This window comes from Tardiphaga sp. (genome assembly GCF_028290785.1).
Lineage (GTDB): Bacteria > Pseudomonadota > Alphaproteobacteria > Rhizobiales > Xanthobacteraceae > Tardiphaga.
Genome location: NZ_JAQGJD010000076.1, coordinates 1 through 14,886, shown reverse-complemented (window position 1 = coordinate 14,886; position 14,886 = coordinate 1). Strand labels below are relative to the sequence as shown.

Sequence of the window (14,886 nt, the reverse complement as noted above, 5' to 3'; positions counted from 1 at the left end):
CAGGTCAGGCCCGCAGCACCCATATCCAGAATCGCAACGACGCAATCCGCCGCCATGATTTCGAGGCAGGCTTCCAGCAGCAGTTTTTCCGCGAAGGGATCGCCGACCTGCACCGTCGGGCGCTTCTCGGCGGAATCCTCGTCGAATTCGGCGGAAGCCATCGAGGCGCCGTGGATGCCGTCGCGGCCGGTCTTCGATCCCAGATAGACGATCGGCATATTGACGCCCGACGCCGCGGCGAGAAAGATCTTGTCGGCATCGGCCAGGCCGACGGCCATGGCGTTGACGAGGTTGTTGCCGTCATAGCGGGTGTGGAAGCGCATCTGCCCGCCCACGGTGGGCACGCCGAACGAATTGCCGTAGCCGCCGACGCCGGCCACCACGCCGGACACCAGATGCTTGGTCTTGGGATGCTCGGGCGCGCCGAATGACAGCGCATTGAGGCAGGCGATCGGCCGCGCGCCCATGGTGAACACGTCGCGGAGAATGCCGCCGACGCCGGTGGTGGCGCCCTGATAGGGCTCGATATAGGAGGGGTGGTTGTGGCTCTCCATCTTGAACACGATGGCCTGGTTGTCGCCGATGTCGATCACCCCGGCGTTCTCGCCCGGCCCCTGCAGCACCCACGGCGCCTTGGTCGGCAGCCCCTTGAGGTGGATGCGCGAGGATTTGTACGAACAGTGCTCGTTCCACATCGCCGAGAAGATGCCGAGTTCCGTGAAGCTCGGAACCCTGCCGATCAGCTTGAGGATGCGCGCGTACTCGTCGGGCTTGAGGCCGTGGGAGGCGACGAGTTCGGGGGTAATCTGGGGCTGATTCATCGGGACTCTGCGCTAGTGGAGGCTCTTCATAGGAAGAACGGAACAGCGGGAAAAGGGCTTTTACCCCCTGCTTCCGCCCTGTCCAAGGATTTACGGCGATTGCCGCAGGAAGCGGCATTTGCGCCCGGCGGATGGATCGGATTTAACACTTTTCGGAAGCATTCCAAGGAGTTCAGACCGTGAATACCGCCGCGCCCGAGACCATCCCGTTTTCCTCAGCCATCGTGACCGCCACCGAGGGCGAGTTTGCGGGCTGGACTACCTGGAGCCGTGATTCCTTCGAATCCAACAACGGCCCGTTCTGGCACAAGGTCGAGCCCGACGGCACCGTGCGCTGCGCCTTTCGCGTCGAGAAGAAGCACCTCAATGGTATGAAAAATGTCCATGGCGGTTGCTACATGACCTTCGCCGACTACTGCCTGTTCGCGCTCGCCTCGCGCGAGCTGCAGGGCCCCGGCATCACGGTGTCTTTCGGCTGCGAGTTCCTCGACGCCGCGCGCGAAGGCGACCGCATCGACTGCGACGGCGAGATGACAAGGATTGGCGGCTCGCTGATCTTCCTGCGCGGCATCCTGCGATCCGGCGAGCGCAGACTGTTCTCGTTCTCAGGCACCATCAAGCGGGTGAAGAAGAAGCCGAAGCCGGTGGCGGTTGCGGAATAATTCGCGGCAAAGGCACCCTACGGAACTTCCTCCTGCGCGGGCTGTCGTATTTCAGAGAATCGCCACAGCGCTTGCTTATAGTTGAAGACCGAATCGGCGGAGACGGGCGACGCGTGATGAAGAATTCCAGTCTGACATCTGACCGACGCAACCGCGGACGCGCAGTTTATCCGGGACAAGGCATGGGACATCGATTTCTGACGGCGCCATCCACCGCGCCGGTGCGGCGTTGGGGCTGCTCCGCGATGGCGGCGCTCGCGGCGATGGCCGCGCTGACGGCGTTCAATGCCGACGCTGCGGCGAAACCGAAAAAGCCCGCGGCCGCCACCGAGGCGACAGCGCCGCGCGAGGCCGGCGAGCCGATCATGGCGATCGTGTCGATCAAGAGCCAGCAGGTCACGTTGTACGACGCCGAGGGCTGGATTTTTCGCGCGCCGGTCTCGACCGGCACCACGGGCCGCGAGACCCCGGCCGGCGTGTTCGCCTTGCTCGAGAAGGACAAGGACCACCACTCCACCATGTATGACGACGCCTGGATGCCGCACATGCAGCGCATCACCTGGAACGGCGTCGCGCTGCATGGCGGGCCGCTGCCCGGCTACGCCGCCTCGCACGGCTGCGTGCGGATGCCGTTCGGCTTTGCGGAAAAGCTGTTCGACAAGACGCGGATCGGGATGCGGGTGATCATCTCGCCGAACGATGCCGAACCGATCGCATTTTCCCATCCGGCGCTGTTCGCGCCGAAGCTGGAGGCCATTGCCGCCGCCCCCGCGCGGGCCGAGACGCTCGCCCGCGACGCCGCCGAGGCCGCGAAGAGCGCCGAGGAGGCGAAGCTGACCGCCAAGACCGCGGCGCGCGAGACGGCGGCGCTTGCGGCGTCGCTGCGCAAGCTGCAGGCGCAGAAAACCCGCGCCGACCGCGACCTCGTCTCTGCTGAAAAATTGCTCGCCGCCGCCAGCACGGAGCCTGCCAGGGCGAAGGCCGAGGAATTGAAAGCGAAGACCACCGCCAGCGTCGCGGAGCTGGGATCGCAGCTCGATGCCGCCCGCGCCGCGGCCGCGTCAAAACCCACCATCGCCGCCATCAAGGAGGCCGCGAGGGCGGCAGTAGCGAAGAAGGCCGACACCGCCAGGGCGGCCAGTGAGGCCAAACTCGCGCTCGAACCGGTCTCGGTCTACATCAGCCGCGCGACGCAGAAGCTCTACGTCCGGCGCAACACCCACAAACCCGCACCGGATGGCGGCGGCGAGGTGTTCGATTCCAGCATCGAAGTGCCCATCACGATCCGCAATCCCAACCAGCCGATCGGCACCCATGTGTTCACCGCGGTGGCGCGCAACGATGCCGGCCTGCGCTGGACCGCGGTGACCATCGATCATGCCGACGACGCCAAGAACGCACTCGACCGCATCACCATCCCGCAGGAGGTGCTCGACCGCATCGCGCCGACCGCGATGCCGCGCTCCTCGATCGTGATTTCGGACGAGCCGCTGAGCGCCGAAACCAACTATCGCACCGAGTTCGTCGCGGTGCTGGAAAATCAGCCGCAGGGCGGCTTCGTCACGCGCAAGCCGACGACGGCGGTGGCGAGCCGCGACGATCAGGACGACGACGGCTTCGGCTTCTTCTCGCCGCGCAACTGGGGCACGCAACCGTTCGATCCGCGCCGCGGCGGCCCGCCCGTTCGCCCGGTGCAACGCGGCTGGTGGTGACGCTTTTTCCCTCCCCCGCGCGCAGCAAAGCTTCGCTAGTAGGGAGAAGAAGCTCCGAGCCGCTGCGTCCGGGATTCTTCTATCAAGACCTCTCGCGTTGATCTCGCTTCGCCGCTATCGCCTCCTTCTTCCGCTCGGCGGCAATAAGCATCTCGACGAATGCGGTGACTTTTCGCGGCCGGAAGCGCGCCGCGGGATAGACGGTATAGATGCCGCCGGACGGCAGGCTCCATGTCGGCAGCGCTCGGCTTAGCCGCCCCGCCGCGAGGTCGTCGGCCACCAGGAAATCCGGCAGCACCGAAAGACCGCCGCCTGCCCGCACGGCCGCAAGCACGCCGGGCGTCGTGTCGATCGCGATATTCGCTTTGGCGCGTACGCTGCGGGGTGCGCCATCGCCTAATGAGAACTGCCACAGCAGCGGCTCGCGCAGCGCCATGTTGGCGATGAATGGCATTGCCACGAGGTCTTCCGGATCGCGACCGGCGCCGATCCGTTCGATGAGCGCCGGGGCGCCGACGAGATACTGCGCGAACGTCGCGATCTGCCGCGCCTGCAGCCCGGAATCCATGAGCCAGCCGACGCGGATGGCCATGTCCATCTTGCCGGAGGTCAGGTCCAGGGTCTGATCGCTGAGCGTTTGTTCGACCCTGCAGGCGGGATACCGCGCCGCGAATGCGGCCACGACAGGCACGACCATCGCGACGCCGTAGTCGTGGGGCGCCGTGAGACGCAACGTGCCGGTCGGCTCGGCGCCGGCCTGGGCGAGTTCGTCGAACGCATCCTCCGCTTCGCGCAGGATCTTCACGCAGCGTGCATGCAGCACCAGCCCGGCCTCGGTGGGCTGCACGCGGCGCGTCGTGCGGATCAGCAGGCTGCTGCTCAAATCGCGCTCAAGCTGCGCGACCTGCTGACTGACCACCGCCTTGGTGATGCCGAGCCGTTCCGCGGCGCGGGTGAACGAGCCGGTATCCACGACGGCAGCGAAATAGGCCAAACGATTGAGGTTCATGGAGCCACGCCCGACAATTCGATTGTCATCTTCTAGCATATATTCTGTCAGTTTTGTTGACCTTCTGCGATCAGCCGGCCAGTGCCATGTTGCGGACCAGAGGACGCGCCCTTTCTGGATCCCGATCTTTCCGCCCTCACAGGAGACATTCATGTTCACCCGGAGAAGCCTCATGAAAACGACTCTTGCCGCCGGCGCCGCCGCGGCGTTCGCGCCAGAGGGAACCGGCCAAGCGGCCGGTGGTCTTTCCTGGAAGCACCTCCCCGCCGGACCAAGCGGATTCTTCCGCGCGCCTGTTCTCATCACGGGGGTGTCCGAGGCCGTTCTGATCGATGGCGGCTTCAGCTACCCCGACGGCCGCGCCGTCGCCGAGGCGATCAAGGCAAGCGGCAAGAAGCTGACCACCATCTATGTGAGCCAGGCCGACCCGGACTATTACTTCAGCCTCAAGCCGATCAAGGAAGCCTTCCCGGAAGCTCGCGTGCTCGCGGCGTCGGCGACGCTGAATGCCATCAAAGGCAATGTGGAAAAGAAGCTCGCAGTGTGGGGGCCGCAGCTCAAGGAGAACGGCCCGCAGACGCTGGCCGATGTCATCCTGCCGACCGCCTTCGACGACAACAAGCTCACCGTCGATGGCGAGACCATCGAGATCGTCAATGCCGACGGGTTGGCCAACCGCCGCTATCTGTTCGTGCCGTCGCTCAACGCCGTGTTCGGCGGGGTTCTGGTGTTCTCGGGCGTCCACGTCTGGACCGCCGACACCCCGACCAAAGAGCAGCGAGCTGCCTGGGTCGCCAATCTCGACAAGATCGCGGCCCGCAAGCCGGCGATCGTCGTCGCCGGCCACATGACGCCGGCGTCCACGACGGACCTGTCGGGCATCGCGCACACAAAGGCCTATCTGATCGCGTTCGAGGAAGAACTGGCCAAGGCCAAGGACGCCGCCGCGCTCAAGGGCGCCATGGATGCCCGTTTCCCCGGTCTCGGCATGGGCGTCGCGCTCGATATCGGTTCGAAGGTGGCCACCGGCGAGATGAAGTGGGGCTGAGATGAGCACCAACCTCGATCTGGTCCGGGCCACCTATGAAGGCTCTTCGGATGAGAATGGCCGAAACCTGCTGGCCGTTCTCGCGCCCAACGTGGAATGGACCGAGGCCGAGGGTTTTCCCTATGCGGGAACGTATGTCGGCCCGGAAGCGATCGTCGCAGGCGTCTTTCGGCGCCTGGCGACCGAATGGACCGGCTATCGTGCCGCCGTTCACACCTATCTCGAAGACGGCGACCGCGTCGCCGCCTTCGGAGTCTACTCCGGCACCTACAATGCGACGGGCAAGTCGATGCGCGCCGCCTTCGCACATCTGTATGAGTTGAAGGGCGGCAAGATCATGCGCATGATGCAATACGTCGACAGCCATGTGGTTCAGCAAGCGCTATTGGCGGACGTCAAGTAACAGAAGACGCCGCAACTCTCGCGCCCCGGATGCGAGCCGGCGGGATCACGCGGGCACCGGCGTCGCCGTGGCTTTCGGGAACGGTCGGAAGCCCAGGGCCATCAGGAACGCACCGATGCCCATGCCCCACGCACCGATATACAGCCACGCATAGCTGGCAAAGGTGTCGTAGATCAGGCCGCCGGCAACCGGGCCCGTGGCCATGCCGAGACTGCCCGCCATCGCGATGCCGCCGATCATGGTGCCCATCATCTTCAACGGAAAGTTTTCTCGCGCCAGCACGGAATAGAGCGGCATGACGCCGGCATAGATGAAGCCGAACAGTGCGGCGACCGCATAAAACGCCGCAAGCTCGCGCACGAAGACATAGGCCAGCGCGCCGAACGCCTGAGCCAGCAGCCCCACCACCAGAACGCGCCTGGCGCCAAACCGGTCGCCGAGCAAGCCGAACGCGATACGACCGCCCAATCCCGCCAGCCCTTCCACGCTGTAGATGGACACCGCGGCCAGCATCGGAATGCCGCAACTGATCGCGTAGCTCACGGTATGGATGATCGGGCCGGAATGCGTGGCGCAGCAGAAGAAATTCGTCGCCAGAAGGACGACGAACTGCGGCGACCGTACCGCCTGTGCAAGCGACATCTCCGATGCCGGTTCCGCGTTGCCGGGTGCGGAGTCGGCAACCGCGAGCGCAGGCGGGCGACGCACCAGCAGCGCGACCGGAATCATGATGGCTGCGACGACGGCGGCCAGTATCTGCAGCGTGGTCCGCCAGTCGTAACTGGAGACCAGCCAGGCCACGAGCGGCGACATGGTCATCGGCGCCATTCCCATTCCGGCCGATACCAGCGACACCGCAAGGCTGCGATGCGTGTCGAACCAGCCGGTCACGCAGGCCATCAGCGGCGCGAAGATCGCCGCCGTCGCCGCGCCCACCAGCAGGCCGAAGACGAGTTGAAATTCGATCAGTGACGTTGCGCGGCTTGCGAGGACGAGACCCACCGCGATGACGACCGCGCCGCTCAACACAACCGGCAGCGGTCCGATCCGATCCGACAAGGTCCCCCAGATCACGCTGGCCAAGCCCATGGCAAGGAAGCCGATCGTCATGGCACTGGATACGCCGGCAACCGACCAGCCGGTGTCCCGCGTGATCGGCTGCAGCAAGACCGGCAGCGAAAACATGCCACCGATGGCCACACAGCCCAACAGGCCGCCGGCTGCAACAATAACCCAGCGATAGCGAGAATTGTTCATGTCATGTCCCCGTTCCAGGTTTCTAAAAACAGGACGAACGGGAAAACGCGAAAGCGACAGACAGGCTGGCGGACTACCTCACTTTTATGTGAGTGACCACGCTGCAGTGTGGCGACCGGGCCATCCTGCGCAACGCGCGCCATCGCTGCCATCACCCGCAAATAGCCGGGCGATGACGGAGCTGCGCGATGCCGGCTCAGTCGTGGTTAGAACTTGTCGTTCTTCAGCAATTCGCGGTACTTGGCCACGTCGCGCGTCACTAGTTGCTGCAGCACGTCCGGGCTGTGCTCGTTGGCGTCCGGCGCCACCGTGGAGAGATCGGCGAAGCGCTTCTTGACGACGTCGCTCTCCACCGACGAGCGCGCGGCGGCGTTGAGCTTGGCGATGATCTCCGGCGGCGTGCCCTTCGGAGCGAACAGACCGTTCCAGCCCTGGGCCTCGAATTCAGGCAGGCCGGCTTCCGCTGAGGTCGGCAGTTCCGGCAGCGACCCTAGCCGCACATTGGAGCCGACCACCATCGCTTTCACGAGCTTGTCGTCGATCGCCTGCGACACCGAGGCCGCGCTGTCGCAGACGCCGTCGATCTGTCCGCCGATGGTGTCGGTCAAAGCGGGCGCCGCGCCACGATAGCCGACCAGCGTGATGTCGATGCCGGCGGCTTGTACGAAGCTCTTGCAGATCAGGTAGTTCGACGAGCCGACGCCGGCGTGGCCGAGGTTGACCTTGCCGGGATTGGCTTTCGCGTAGGTCAGAAACTCCTTCAGCGTCGCGGCGGGAAAATCCTTGCGCAGCGCGACGATGCCGAAGGTCTTGGCGACCATCGCGATCGGCGCAAAGGAGTCCGGCGTAAACGGCAGCTTCGGATAGATGGTGTAGGTCGCGGCACTGGTGCCGGCATTGCCGATGGCAATGGTGTAGCCGTCCGGCGCGGCGCGCGCCGCGCGCGCCAGCGCGGTAGAGCCGCCGGCGCCGGCAACGTTCTCGATGATGACGCTCTGGCCCAAGGAGGCAGCCATCTGCTCGGCCACCGCGCGCGCGATCACGTCCGAGGTGCCGCCGGCCGCGAACGGCACGATCATGGTGATGGGCCGCTTCGGAAAGTCCTGCGCCTGCGCGGTCACCGCGGTGAAGGCGGCAACGGCCGCGGCGGCGATGATCTTCAGCACGATCGCGCTCACGCGGCTTTTTCCAACTGCGCCACAAGGCCGGCGAACAGGCCGCGACCGTCAGTGCAGCCCATGATGTCTTCGACGTGGTTTTCCGGATGCGGCATCATGCCAAGTACATTTCCTGTATCGTTGACGATGCCGGCGATCGATGCCGCGGCGCCGTTGATGTTGTGGGTGTCGTTCACGTCGCCGGCCGGCGAGCAATAGCGGTACAGCACGCGGCCGTCGCCCTCGAGGCGCTTCAGCGTCTCGGCATCGGCGGTGTAGTTGCCCTCGCCGTGGGCGATCGGCACGCGGATTACCTGGCCGGCATTGTAGCCGCGGGTAAACGCGGTGTCGGAGCGCTCGACGCGCAGATGCACGTCGTGGCAGATGAATTTCAGTTTGGCGTTGCGCATCAGGATGCCCGGCAGCAGGCCGGACTCGCAGAGGATCTGGAAGCCGTTGCAGACGCCGAGCACCAGCCCGCCATCGGCGGCAAACGCCCGCACCGCATCCATCACAGGTGAACGCGCCGCAATCGCCCCGCAACGGAGATAGTCGCCATAGGAAAAGCCGCCGGGCACCACGACTAGGTCGGTACCCTTGGGCAGCGCCGTGTCGGCATGCCAGACCATGGTGGCGTCCTGCCCGGATGCGAGCTTGAGCGCGCGCGCCATGTCGCGCTCGCGGTTGATACCGGGGAAAACGAGGACGGCGGATTTCATGTCAGGCTCGGACTTGGTTGAGTTCAATACAACGCTCGATGCGATCGAGCCGGTGTTCGTGGCGCACCAGCGTGGCGTGGACGCTCGCGATTTCGTTATGGATGCTGGCTAACTCGTGGCGAAGGCTGTTCTGGGACATGCGCATTGCCTGCATTTCCTGCTTGAGTTCATCGACCTTGCCATCGACTTGCTCAAGCCTTGCCTGCACGGCTTTCACAACCTCATAAATCAACTCATTGCTTACTTCAGCCATGACCCGATCCCCGGAAGCCTACCCCTGCACCTCGATAGCATAATTCTCGATCACGGTGTTGGCCAGCAGCCGGTCGGCGGCGGCTTTCAACGCCGCCTCCGCGGTGGCCTTGTCGCCGCCGGGGATCTCGATGTCGAACACCTTGCCTTGCCGCACCGAAGCAATGCCCTCGACGCCGAGCGACTTCAGCGCGCCCTCGATGGCCTTGCCCTGCGGATCCAGGATGCCGTTCTTCAACGTAACAGTGACACGCGCTTTCATATGGTCCTCGTCATTCCGGGGCGGCCGCGCCCTTGCGCGATCGAACCCGGAATCTGGATATGTTTGTCATTTCTAGATCCCGGGTTCGCTCGCGGCTACGCCGCTCCCGCCCCCCCGGCACACCAATTGGTGTGCCGTAGATGACCGCCTTTGGCGGTCAGCTCTTCACCAGTACGGGGCCCGTGCCCATCGGGCGTTCGTTTTCGGCCAAGATGCCGAGACGCTTGGCGACCTCGGTATAGGCCTCCAGCACGCCGCCGAGATCCCGGCGGAAACGGTCCTTGTCGAGCTTCTCGTTCGACTTGATGTCCCACAGCCGGCACGAATCCGGCGAGATCTCGTCGGCGACGATGATGCGCATCATGTCGTTCTCGAACAACCGGCCGCATTCCATCTTGAAGTCGACCAGGCGAATGCCGATGCCGAGAAACAGTCCGGTGAGGAAGTCGTTGACGCGGATCGCCAGCGCCATGATGTCGTCGATTTCCTGCGGCGTGGCCCAGCCGAACGCGGTGATGTGCTCTTCCGAGACCATCGGGTCGTTGAGCTGGTCGTTCTTGTAATAGAACTCGATGATCGAGCGCGGCAGCTGGGTGCCCTCCTCGATCCCCAGGCGCTGCGACAGCGAACCTGCCGCCACGTTCCGCACCACCACTTCCAGCGGCACGATCTCGACTTCGCGAATCAGTTGTTCGCGCATGTTGAGGCGGCGGATGAAATGGGTGGGGACGCCGATGTCGTTCAGATGCTGGAACAGGTATTCCGAGATCCGGTTGTTGAGGACGCCCTTGCCCTCGATCACCTGATGCTTCTTGGCATTGAACGCGGTCGCGTCATCCTTGAAGTGCTGAATCAGGGTGCCCGGCTCCGGGCCCTCATACAGGACCTTGCCTTTGCCTTCATAAATGCGACGTCGACGGCTCATGGGGATGTACCGTGTGTTGTTGAAATCCATGGAATTGGTGTGCTCCGAGTGACGGGATCGACCCACGACGGAGCTGCCGTGAAGGCCAGGAACGGGAAAACGAAACAAGAACCGGGCCTGCGGCCAACCTAGCCGATCGATCCCGCCAGTACAATCGATCCGGCCGGATGGGACCGGGTTTTACCGCCCTCAATCCGCCGCCCTGCGACCTTGCGCCGGTTGTGGGCCCTGCCCACCACCTCTATCTAGGGTGCGGAACGGCATCCACAACACCGCCGGCCATCCCCTTTCTCGATCGAACGGAACTTAACCATGTCATCATTCGACAAGCGCGGCGACGCCTTCGAAAACAAGTACGCGCTCGATGAGAGCCAGAAGTTCAAGGCCGAGGCCCGCCGCAACAAGCTGCTCGGCCTGTGGACCGCCGAACAGCTCGGCCTGGGCAGCGACGAAGCCGCCGCCTATGCCAAGGAAGTGGTCGCGGCCGATTTCGAGGAAGCCGGCGACGCCGACGTGGTGCGCAAGGTGCTGGGCGACCTCACCGCCAAGGGCGTGGCGATCACCGAGCCGCAGATTCGCGCCAAGATGGACGAACTGCTGGCAACGGCGATTCTGCAGGTGAAGGCCGGGACGTAAGCGGGCCACGAACTCCGTGTCGTCCCCGCGAACGCGGGGACCCATACACACCAGCGATATGTGGCAGCCCGCGGCCAGCGACCGTCTTCACCGAGAAGACAGAGGCTATGGATCCCGGCTCGGCGCGCGCACTGACGTGCGCGCTGGGCCGGGATGACAGGCTACCGCCAGCCCAGTCCCGGCGCGACGTGCTTGAGGATCGCCTCGATCACATGCGCGTTGTAATCGACGCCGAGCTGGTTCGGCACCGTGAGCAGCAGCGTATCCGCTTCCGCGATGCCCTCGTCGTCCTTGAGCTGCTTGATCAGCACCTCCGGCTCCGCCGCAAAGCTGCGGCCGAAGATGGCGCGCTCGTGGCCGCCGAGATAGCCGACCTGGTCCTTGTCGCCGCCCTCGCGGCCGAAATACATCCGGTCCTGGTCGTTCATCAGAGCCACGATGCTGCGGCTCACCGACACGCGCGGCGCGCGCGTGTGCCCCGCAGCGGCCCACGCCGCCTTGTAGAGCCGAATCTGCTCGGCCTGCTGGACGTGAAACGGCTTGCCGCTCTCGTCGATCTTCAGCGTCGAGCTCTGCAGGTTCATGCCGAGCTTCGCCGCCCACTCCGCCGTAGCGTTGGTCGAGGCACCCCACCAGATCCGATCGCGCAGCCCTTCGGAATGCGGCTCGAGCCGCAGCAGGCCGGGCGGATTGGGAAACATCGGCGACGGATTCGGCTGGGCAAAGCCCTTGCCCTCCAGCACGTTCAAAAACACCTCGGTGTGACGCCGCGCCATGTCGGCGTCGGTCATCCCTTCCGGCGGCGCGTAGCCGAAATGGCGAAAGCCGTCGATCACCTGCTCCGGCGAGCCGCGGGAAATCCCGAGCTGCAGCCGGCCGCCGGATATCAGATCCGCAGAACCGGCGTCTTCCGCCATATAGAGCGGGTTCTCGTAGCGCATGTCGATCACCGCGGTGCCGATCTCGATCGACTTGGTGCGCGCGCCGACCGCCGCCAGCAGCGGAAACGGCGAAGCGAGCTGGCGGGCGAAATGATGCACGCGAAAATACGCCCCGTCGGCGCCGAGCTGTTCGGCGGTCACCGCCAGCTCGATCGATTGCAGCAGCGCGTCGGACGCGGTGCGTACCTGCGACTGGGATGACGGCGTCCAGTGGCCGAAGGAGAGAAAGCCGATGTTTTTCATGGAGAGATGCTCAGAGGGATGGGTTTGCTGTGACCGTATCTAAGGCTGAACGGGAACCGTAACAGGGGCTTTTCGGAAACGGTGGGTTTCCGGATTGATGCAGTCATGCGGCAGGCTGGATGTCGCTTGGTTGAAAACGGCCCAAATCGGACAATATCAGCTAGTCTGTATCTGCTGGTCTTGCTAGCCACCGGACGGACGCGGGTGATCGCCATGTTTGAAACCGACCAGGTGTTCGCGGGCTCGATTCCTGAAAACTACGACCGCTATATGGTGCCGTTGATTTTCGAGCCGTTCGCCGCGGATCTCGCGCAGCGCGCGGCTTCCTTGTCACCGCAAGCCGTTCTGGAAACCGCCGCCGGCACCGGGGTCGTCACCCGCGCATTGCTGCCAAAACTCTCCGCCGGCGCAAGCTATATCGCGACGGACCTCAACCAGCCGATGCTCGACTACGCCGCTTCGCGACAAGCACCCGACAGTCGCATTACCTGGCGCCAGGCCGATGCGCTCGCGTTGCCGTTTGAAAACGCGACGTTCGATCTGGTATGTTGCCAGTTCGGCGCGATGTTCTTTCCCGACCGCATCTCGGCCTACCGCGAAGCCAAGCGGGTCCTGAAGCCCGGAGGACATCTGTTGTTGAGCGTATGGGACCGCATCGAGGAGAATGCATTTGCGGATGAAGTGACGAACGCGCTCGCCAGGATATTCCCGAACGATCCGCCGCGCTTTCTCGCGCGCACGCCGCACGGCTACCACGATACGGCGCTGATCCGCCGCGAGCTCGAGAGCGCGAGTTTCTCCGGCGTGGCAATCGAGACGAAAGCTGAACAAAGCCGCGCATCCTCGCCGCGGCTTCCGGCCGTTGCCTATTGTCAGGGAACTGTCCTCCGCAACGAAATCGAGGCCAGAGGGCCGGGAGAGCTGCAAGCCGCAACCGACTACGCGGCATCGGCGATCGCAGAGCGACATGGCCACGGCGAAGTGGCTGCGAAGATTCAGGCACACGTCATCTTGGCTGTGGTGTAGCCGTATTCGGCGCTCGCCCGCCCGACGGGCTAACGGCTTCCTCTCGGCGTTGATCCGCGACCGTCCCCTCCGTGAGCCTGCGTAACAGTTCCGTGCAGCGAACCAGATCGTCCTCGCTCCAGGCGGCGACGCGGTGCTGGAAGGTGGCGCCCTTGGCCTGCATTGCGGCTTCGATCCGCCGGCGGCCGTCGGCGGTCAGCGACAGCACCACGGCACGCTTGTCCGCGGCGTCGGTCGCCGACTTCACCAGCTTCAGGCGCACCAGTTCGCCGGTCAGGCGACTCGCGGCGCTGCGGTCCATGGCAACGGCTTGCGCTACCGCGCTCGGTTTGGCCGGGCCGAACGAATGCAGCCACAGCGCGATATGGAAGGCGGCCGGCTGCAATTCGGGATGAAACATCGCCGCGGCCTGCGCCGTCACCGCACGGGCCTCGCTCACCAGCCCATGCAACGCCTCGCCCAGCGCCCGGACATGCCGCGCGCGGCGGCCGGCGTTGCCCCCTTGCGTCCGCGTCTTCATGTTCGATCCACCCTCCTGTCGGCCCGATCATGGGCCTATTGGTTGACAAAAGTCCACCATCTATCTAATGGACATTTATCCATTATAAAAGAGAGTGCCAATGCCACAGCCCGTTCCGACGATGGTGATCACCGGAGCCACCGGCGGCATCGGGCAGCGCGCGGCGCTGGCGCTGGCCCGCCAGGGCGCCCACCTCGTCCTCACCGCGCGCAGCCGGGCCCGCGCCAAGGCGACGGTGCAGATGATCGAGGCGGCCGCGCCGGGCACGCGGGTCGACGTTTACTACGGCGACTTCAGCGATCTCGCTTCGGTGGCCGCGCTCGGGCGCGAGATCGCGGCGCGCCACGCTCGGATCGACGTGCTGGTCAACAATGCCGGGATTCACGCCTTCGCGCCGCGCATCACGGCGGATGGCTATGCCGAGATGGTCGCGGTCAACTACCTGGCGCCGTGGCTCTTGACCGACATGCTGCGCGACACCCTGCTGCGCTCGGCGCCGTCGCGCATCGTCGCCGTGGCCTCGGAAGCCTCGCGGCAGGGCGCCGGCTTCGATCCGGTGGCCGCGCTCGACGACATCAGGCCGTTCACCGCGCGCGGCTCCTCGGCGATCTACGGCCGCACCAAGCTGCTGGACATCATGTTCTCGCAGGAGCTGGCGCGGCAGTTTGAGGGCCGCGGCGTCGCGGTGAACTGCCTGTGTCCCGGCTTCAACGTGACGGGGCTCGGCCGCGAGCTGTGGTTCGCCGCGCCGCTGCAGCGGCTGCTGGCCGGGCTCGGGATCGGCGATCCCGCGCGCGGCGCCGCCATCATCGTCCGCCTCGCCCGCGATCCCGCCTTCGCGGAAGTGACCGGCGGCTATTTCTCCGTCCAAGACGCGCGCCCGCTGGTGCCGGTTTCGCCCGGCGCCGATCGACACGCGCAGCAGGCGCTGTGGCAGGCGACGGCCGAACGGCTGGCGAGGTGGTCCGTGGCTTAGACGAACCAATCGCGGCGCCCGCATCGTCCGTCGTCGCACTTAGAGCGATTCAATCTTGCTGGCACTGTTTGCAACCCTTGCCATCTACTTTTCATCAGACAGCGCTGATAGACGCGGCCACGTAGATTCATGTCGAGCGTGGAAGTGACTATCGTGACGACCCAAACCATCGAACCTTTCGCCGGCCCCCGTCCTGTGTTCGCGCGGCGCCGCGCGCGGCTGCTGATCGGCACGTCCTTGCTGGTTCTGGCCGACCTCTCCGCCCCCACTTTCGCGCAGGCACAGTCGTCGCTGCCGCCGGTCACGGTCGATGCCCC

General features: G+C 65.0%; 17 protein-coding genes. 7 read left to right on the top strand and 10 right to left on the bottom strand.

Translation table 11 applies throughout. The annotated features are described in order from the left end of the window. The coding region (locus tag JWR89_RS04410) for an AIR synthase related protein (RefSeq protein ID WP_299712189.1) at nucleotides 1-821 on the bottom strand (821 nt) is incomplete at its 3' end. 179 nt (nucleotides 822-1,000) lie between these two features. On the opposite strand from JWR89_RS04410, the gene JWR89_RS04405 reads away from it, so the two are divergent. Together JWR89_RS04405 and JWR89_RS04400 are read left to right on the top strand one after the other, a co-directional pair. After that, the gene (locus JWR89_RS04405) at nucleotides 1,001-1,483 is read left to right on the top strand and encodes a PaaI family thioesterase (RefSeq protein WP_299712186.1); all 483 of its coding nucleotides are present in this window, start codon (nucleotides 1,001-1,003) and stop codon (nucleotides 1,481-1,483) included. 182 nt (nucleotides 1,484-1,665) lie between these two features. Beyond that, complete coding sequence (locus tag JWR89_RS04400) at nucleotides 1,666-3,195, top strand: L,D-transpeptidase (RefSeq protein WP_299712183.1); 1,530 nt, start codon at nucleotides 1,666-1,668, stop codon at nucleotides 3,193-3,195. Nucleotides 3,196-3,277: 82 nt separating this feature from the next. On the opposite strand, the gene JWR89_RS04395 is transcribed toward JWR89_RS04400, so the two are convergent. Next, nucleotides 3,278-4,204 carry a LysR family transcriptional regulator gene (locus JWR89_RS04395; RefSeq protein ID WP_299712192.1) on the bottom strand — a complete coding sequence of 309 codons (927 nt, stop codon included), beginning with the start codon at nucleotides 4,202-4,204 and terminating at the stop codon, nucleotides 3,278-3,280. A gap of 151 nt (nucleotides 4,205-4,355) precedes the next feature. Between JWR89_RS04395 and JWR89_RS04390 the strand changes: the two genes are divergently transcribed. Next, nucleotides 4,356-5,252: an MBL fold metallo-hydrolase gene (locus JWR89_RS04390; protein WP_299712181.1), complete on the top strand. Its 897-nt coding sequence runs from the start codon at nucleotides 4,356-4,358 to the stop codon at nucleotides 5,250-5,252. 1 nt (nucleotide 5,253) lies between these two features. Further along, the gene (locus JWR89_RS04385) at nucleotides 5,254-5,655 is read left to right on the top strand and encodes a nuclear transport factor 2 family protein (protein ID WP_299712179.1); all 402 of its coding nucleotides are present in this window, start codon (nucleotides 5,254-5,256) and stop codon (nucleotides 5,653-5,655) included. A gap of 45 nt (nucleotides 5,656-5,700) precedes the next feature. Here JWR89_RS04385 and JWR89_RS04380 read toward each other — a convergent pair whose 3' ends face one another. The 6 genes from JWR89_RS04380 to purC all read right to left on the bottom strand — a co-directional run bounded on the left by JWR89_RS04380 (nucleotide 5,701) and on the right by purC (nucleotide 10,227). After that, nucleotides 5,701-6,912: an MFS transporter gene (locus JWR89_RS04380; RefSeq protein ID WP_299712177.1), complete on the bottom strand. Its 1,212-nt coding sequence runs from the start codon at nucleotides 6,910-6,912 to the stop codon at nucleotides 5,701-5,703. Between the two features lie 206 nt (nucleotides 6,913-7,118). Then, nucleotides 7,119-8,090: a tripartite tricarboxylate transporter substrate-binding protein gene (locus tag JWR89_RS04375; protein WP_299712175.1), complete on the bottom strand. Its 972-nt coding sequence runs from the start codon at nucleotides 8,088-8,090 to the stop codon at nucleotides 7,119-7,121. Continuing rightward, complete coding sequence (gene purQ, locus JWR89_RS04370) at nucleotides 8,087-8,788, bottom strand: phosphoribosylformylglycinamidine synthase subunit PurQ (RefSeq protein ID WP_299712173.1); 702 nt, start codon at nucleotides 8,786-8,788, stop codon at nucleotides 8,087-8,089. Before purQ ends, JWR89_RS04375 begins: the two co-directional genes overlap by 4 nt. Before the next feature lies 1 nt (nucleotide 8,789). Next, nucleotides 8,790-9,041, bottom strand: coding sequence for a hypothetical protein (locus JWR89_RS04365; RefSeq protein ID WP_299712171.1), 252 nt, complete (start codon nucleotides 9,039-9,041; stop codon nucleotides 8,790-8,792). A gap of 18 nt (nucleotides 9,042-9,059) precedes the next feature. Then, complete coding sequence (gene purS / locus JWR89_RS04360) at nucleotides 9,060-9,302, bottom strand: phosphoribosylformylglycinamidine synthase subunit PurS (protein WP_295850008.1); 243 nt, start codon at nucleotides 9,300-9,302, stop codon at nucleotides 9,060-9,062. A gap of 157 nt (nucleotides 9,303-9,459) precedes the next feature. Continuing rightward, complete coding sequence (gene purC / locus JWR89_RS04355; protein ID WP_086937119.1) at nucleotides 9,460-10,227, bottom strand: phosphoribosylaminoimidazolesuccinocarboxamide synthase; 768 nt, start codon at nucleotides 10,225-10,227, stop codon at nucleotides 9,460-9,462. Nucleotides 10,228-10,539: 312 nt separating this feature from the next. Here purC and JWR89_RS04350 point away from each other — a divergent pair, with 312 nt between their 5' ends. After that, on the top strand, nucleotides 10,540-10,863 hold the full coding sequence (locus tag JWR89_RS04350) for a DUF1476 domain-containing protein (RefSeq protein ID WP_299712165.1): 324 nt from the start codon (nucleotides 10,540-10,542) through the stop codon (nucleotides 10,861-10,863). Between the two features lie 161 nt (nucleotides 10,864-11,024). Here JWR89_RS04350 and JWR89_RS04345 read toward each other — a convergent pair whose 3' ends face one another. Next, nucleotides 11,025-12,047 carry an LLM class flavin-dependent oxidoreductase gene (locus tag JWR89_RS04345; RefSeq protein WP_299712163.1) on the bottom strand — a complete coding sequence of 341 codons (1,023 nt, stop codon included), beginning with the start codon at nucleotides 12,045-12,047 and terminating at the stop codon, nucleotides 11,025-11,027. Nucleotides 12,048-12,260: 213 nt separating this feature from the next. On the opposite strand from JWR89_RS04345, the gene JWR89_RS04340 reads away from it, so the two are divergent. Continuing rightward, a complete protein-coding gene (locus tag JWR89_RS04340; protein ID WP_299712161.1) occupies nucleotides 12,261-13,073 on the top strand; it encodes a class I SAM-dependent methyltransferase in 813 nt (270 codons plus the stop codon). Here the strand turns inward: JWR89_RS04340 and JWR89_RS04335 are convergent. Further along, nucleotides 13,054-13,593 (bottom strand): MarR family winged helix-turn-helix transcriptional regulator, encoded by a 540-nt coding sequence (locus tag JWR89_RS04335; protein ID WP_299712159.1) that lies wholly within the window; start codon nucleotides 13,591-13,593, stop codon nucleotides 13,054-13,056. The genes JWR89_RS04340 and JWR89_RS04335 overlap by 20 nt on opposite strands. A 100-nt stretch (nucleotides 13,594-13,693) precedes the next feature. Here JWR89_RS04335 and JWR89_RS04330 point away from each other — a divergent pair, with 100 nt between their 5' ends. Continuing rightward, on the top strand, nucleotides 13,694-14,569 hold the full coding sequence (locus JWR89_RS04330) for an SDR family NAD(P)-dependent oxidoreductase (protein WP_299712157.1): 876 nt from the start codon (nucleotides 13,694-13,696) through the stop codon (nucleotides 14,567-14,569). The last annotated feature ends 317 nt before the right edge of the window (nucleotides 14,570-14,886 follow it).

Bases quoted from the DNA above. Each gene is read 5' to 3' on its own strand.
- JWR89_RS04380 (WP_299712177.1), bottom strand. From the start codon at position 6,912: ATGAACAATTCTCGCTATCGCTGGGTTATTGTTGCAGCCGGCGGCCTG.
- JWR89_RS04365 (WP_299712171.1), bottom strand. From the start codon at position 9,041: ATGGCTGAAGTAAGCAATGAGTTGATTTATGAGGTTGTGAAAGCCGTG.
- JWR89_RS04400 (WP_299712183.1), top strand. From the start codon at position 1,666: ATGGGACATCGATTTCTGACGGCGCCATCCACCGCGCCGGTGCGGCGT.
- purC (WP_086937119.1), bottom strand. From the start codon at position 10,227: ATGAGCCGTCGACGTCGCATTTATGAAGGCAAAGGCAAGGTCCTGTAT.
- purQ (WP_299712173.1), bottom strand. From the start codon at position 8,788: ATGAAATCCGCCGTCCTCGTTTTCCCCGGTATCAACCGCGAGCGCGAC.
- JWR89_RS04340 (WP_299712161.1), top strand. From the start codon at position 12,261: ATGTTTGAAACCGACCAGGTGTTCGCGGGCTCGATTCCTGAAAACTAC.
- JWR89_RS04390 (WP_299712181.1), top strand. From the start codon at position 4,356: ATGTTCACCCGGAGAAGCCTCATGAAAACGACTCTTGCCGCCGGCGCC.
- JWR89_RS04345 (WP_299712163.1), bottom strand. From the start codon at position 12,047: ATGAAAAACATCGGCTTTCTCTCCTTCGGCCACTGGACGCCGTCATCC.
- JWR89_RS04335 (WP_299712159.1), bottom strand. From the start codon at position 13,593: ATGAAGACGCGGACGCAAGGGGGCAACGCCGGCCGCCGCGCGCGGCAT.
- purS (WP_295850008.1), bottom strand. From the start codon at position 9,302: ATGAAAGCGCGTGTCACTGTTACGTTGAAGAACGGCATCCTGGATCCG.
- JWR89_RS04395 (WP_299712192.1), bottom strand. From the start codon at position 4,204: ATGAACCTCAATCGTTTGGCCTATTTCGCTGCCGTCGTGGATACCGGC.
- JWR89_RS04385 (WP_299712179.1), top strand. From the start codon at position 5,254: ATGAGCACCAACCTCGATCTGGTCCGGGCCACCTATGAAGGCTCTTCG.
- JWR89_RS04330 (WP_299712157.1), top strand. From the start codon at position 13,694: ATGCCACAGCCCGTTCCGACGATGGTGATCACCGGAGCCACCGGCGGC.
- JWR89_RS04350 (WP_299712165.1), top strand. From the start codon at position 10,540: ATGTCATCATTCGACAAGCGCGGCGACGCCTTCGAAAACAAGTACGCG.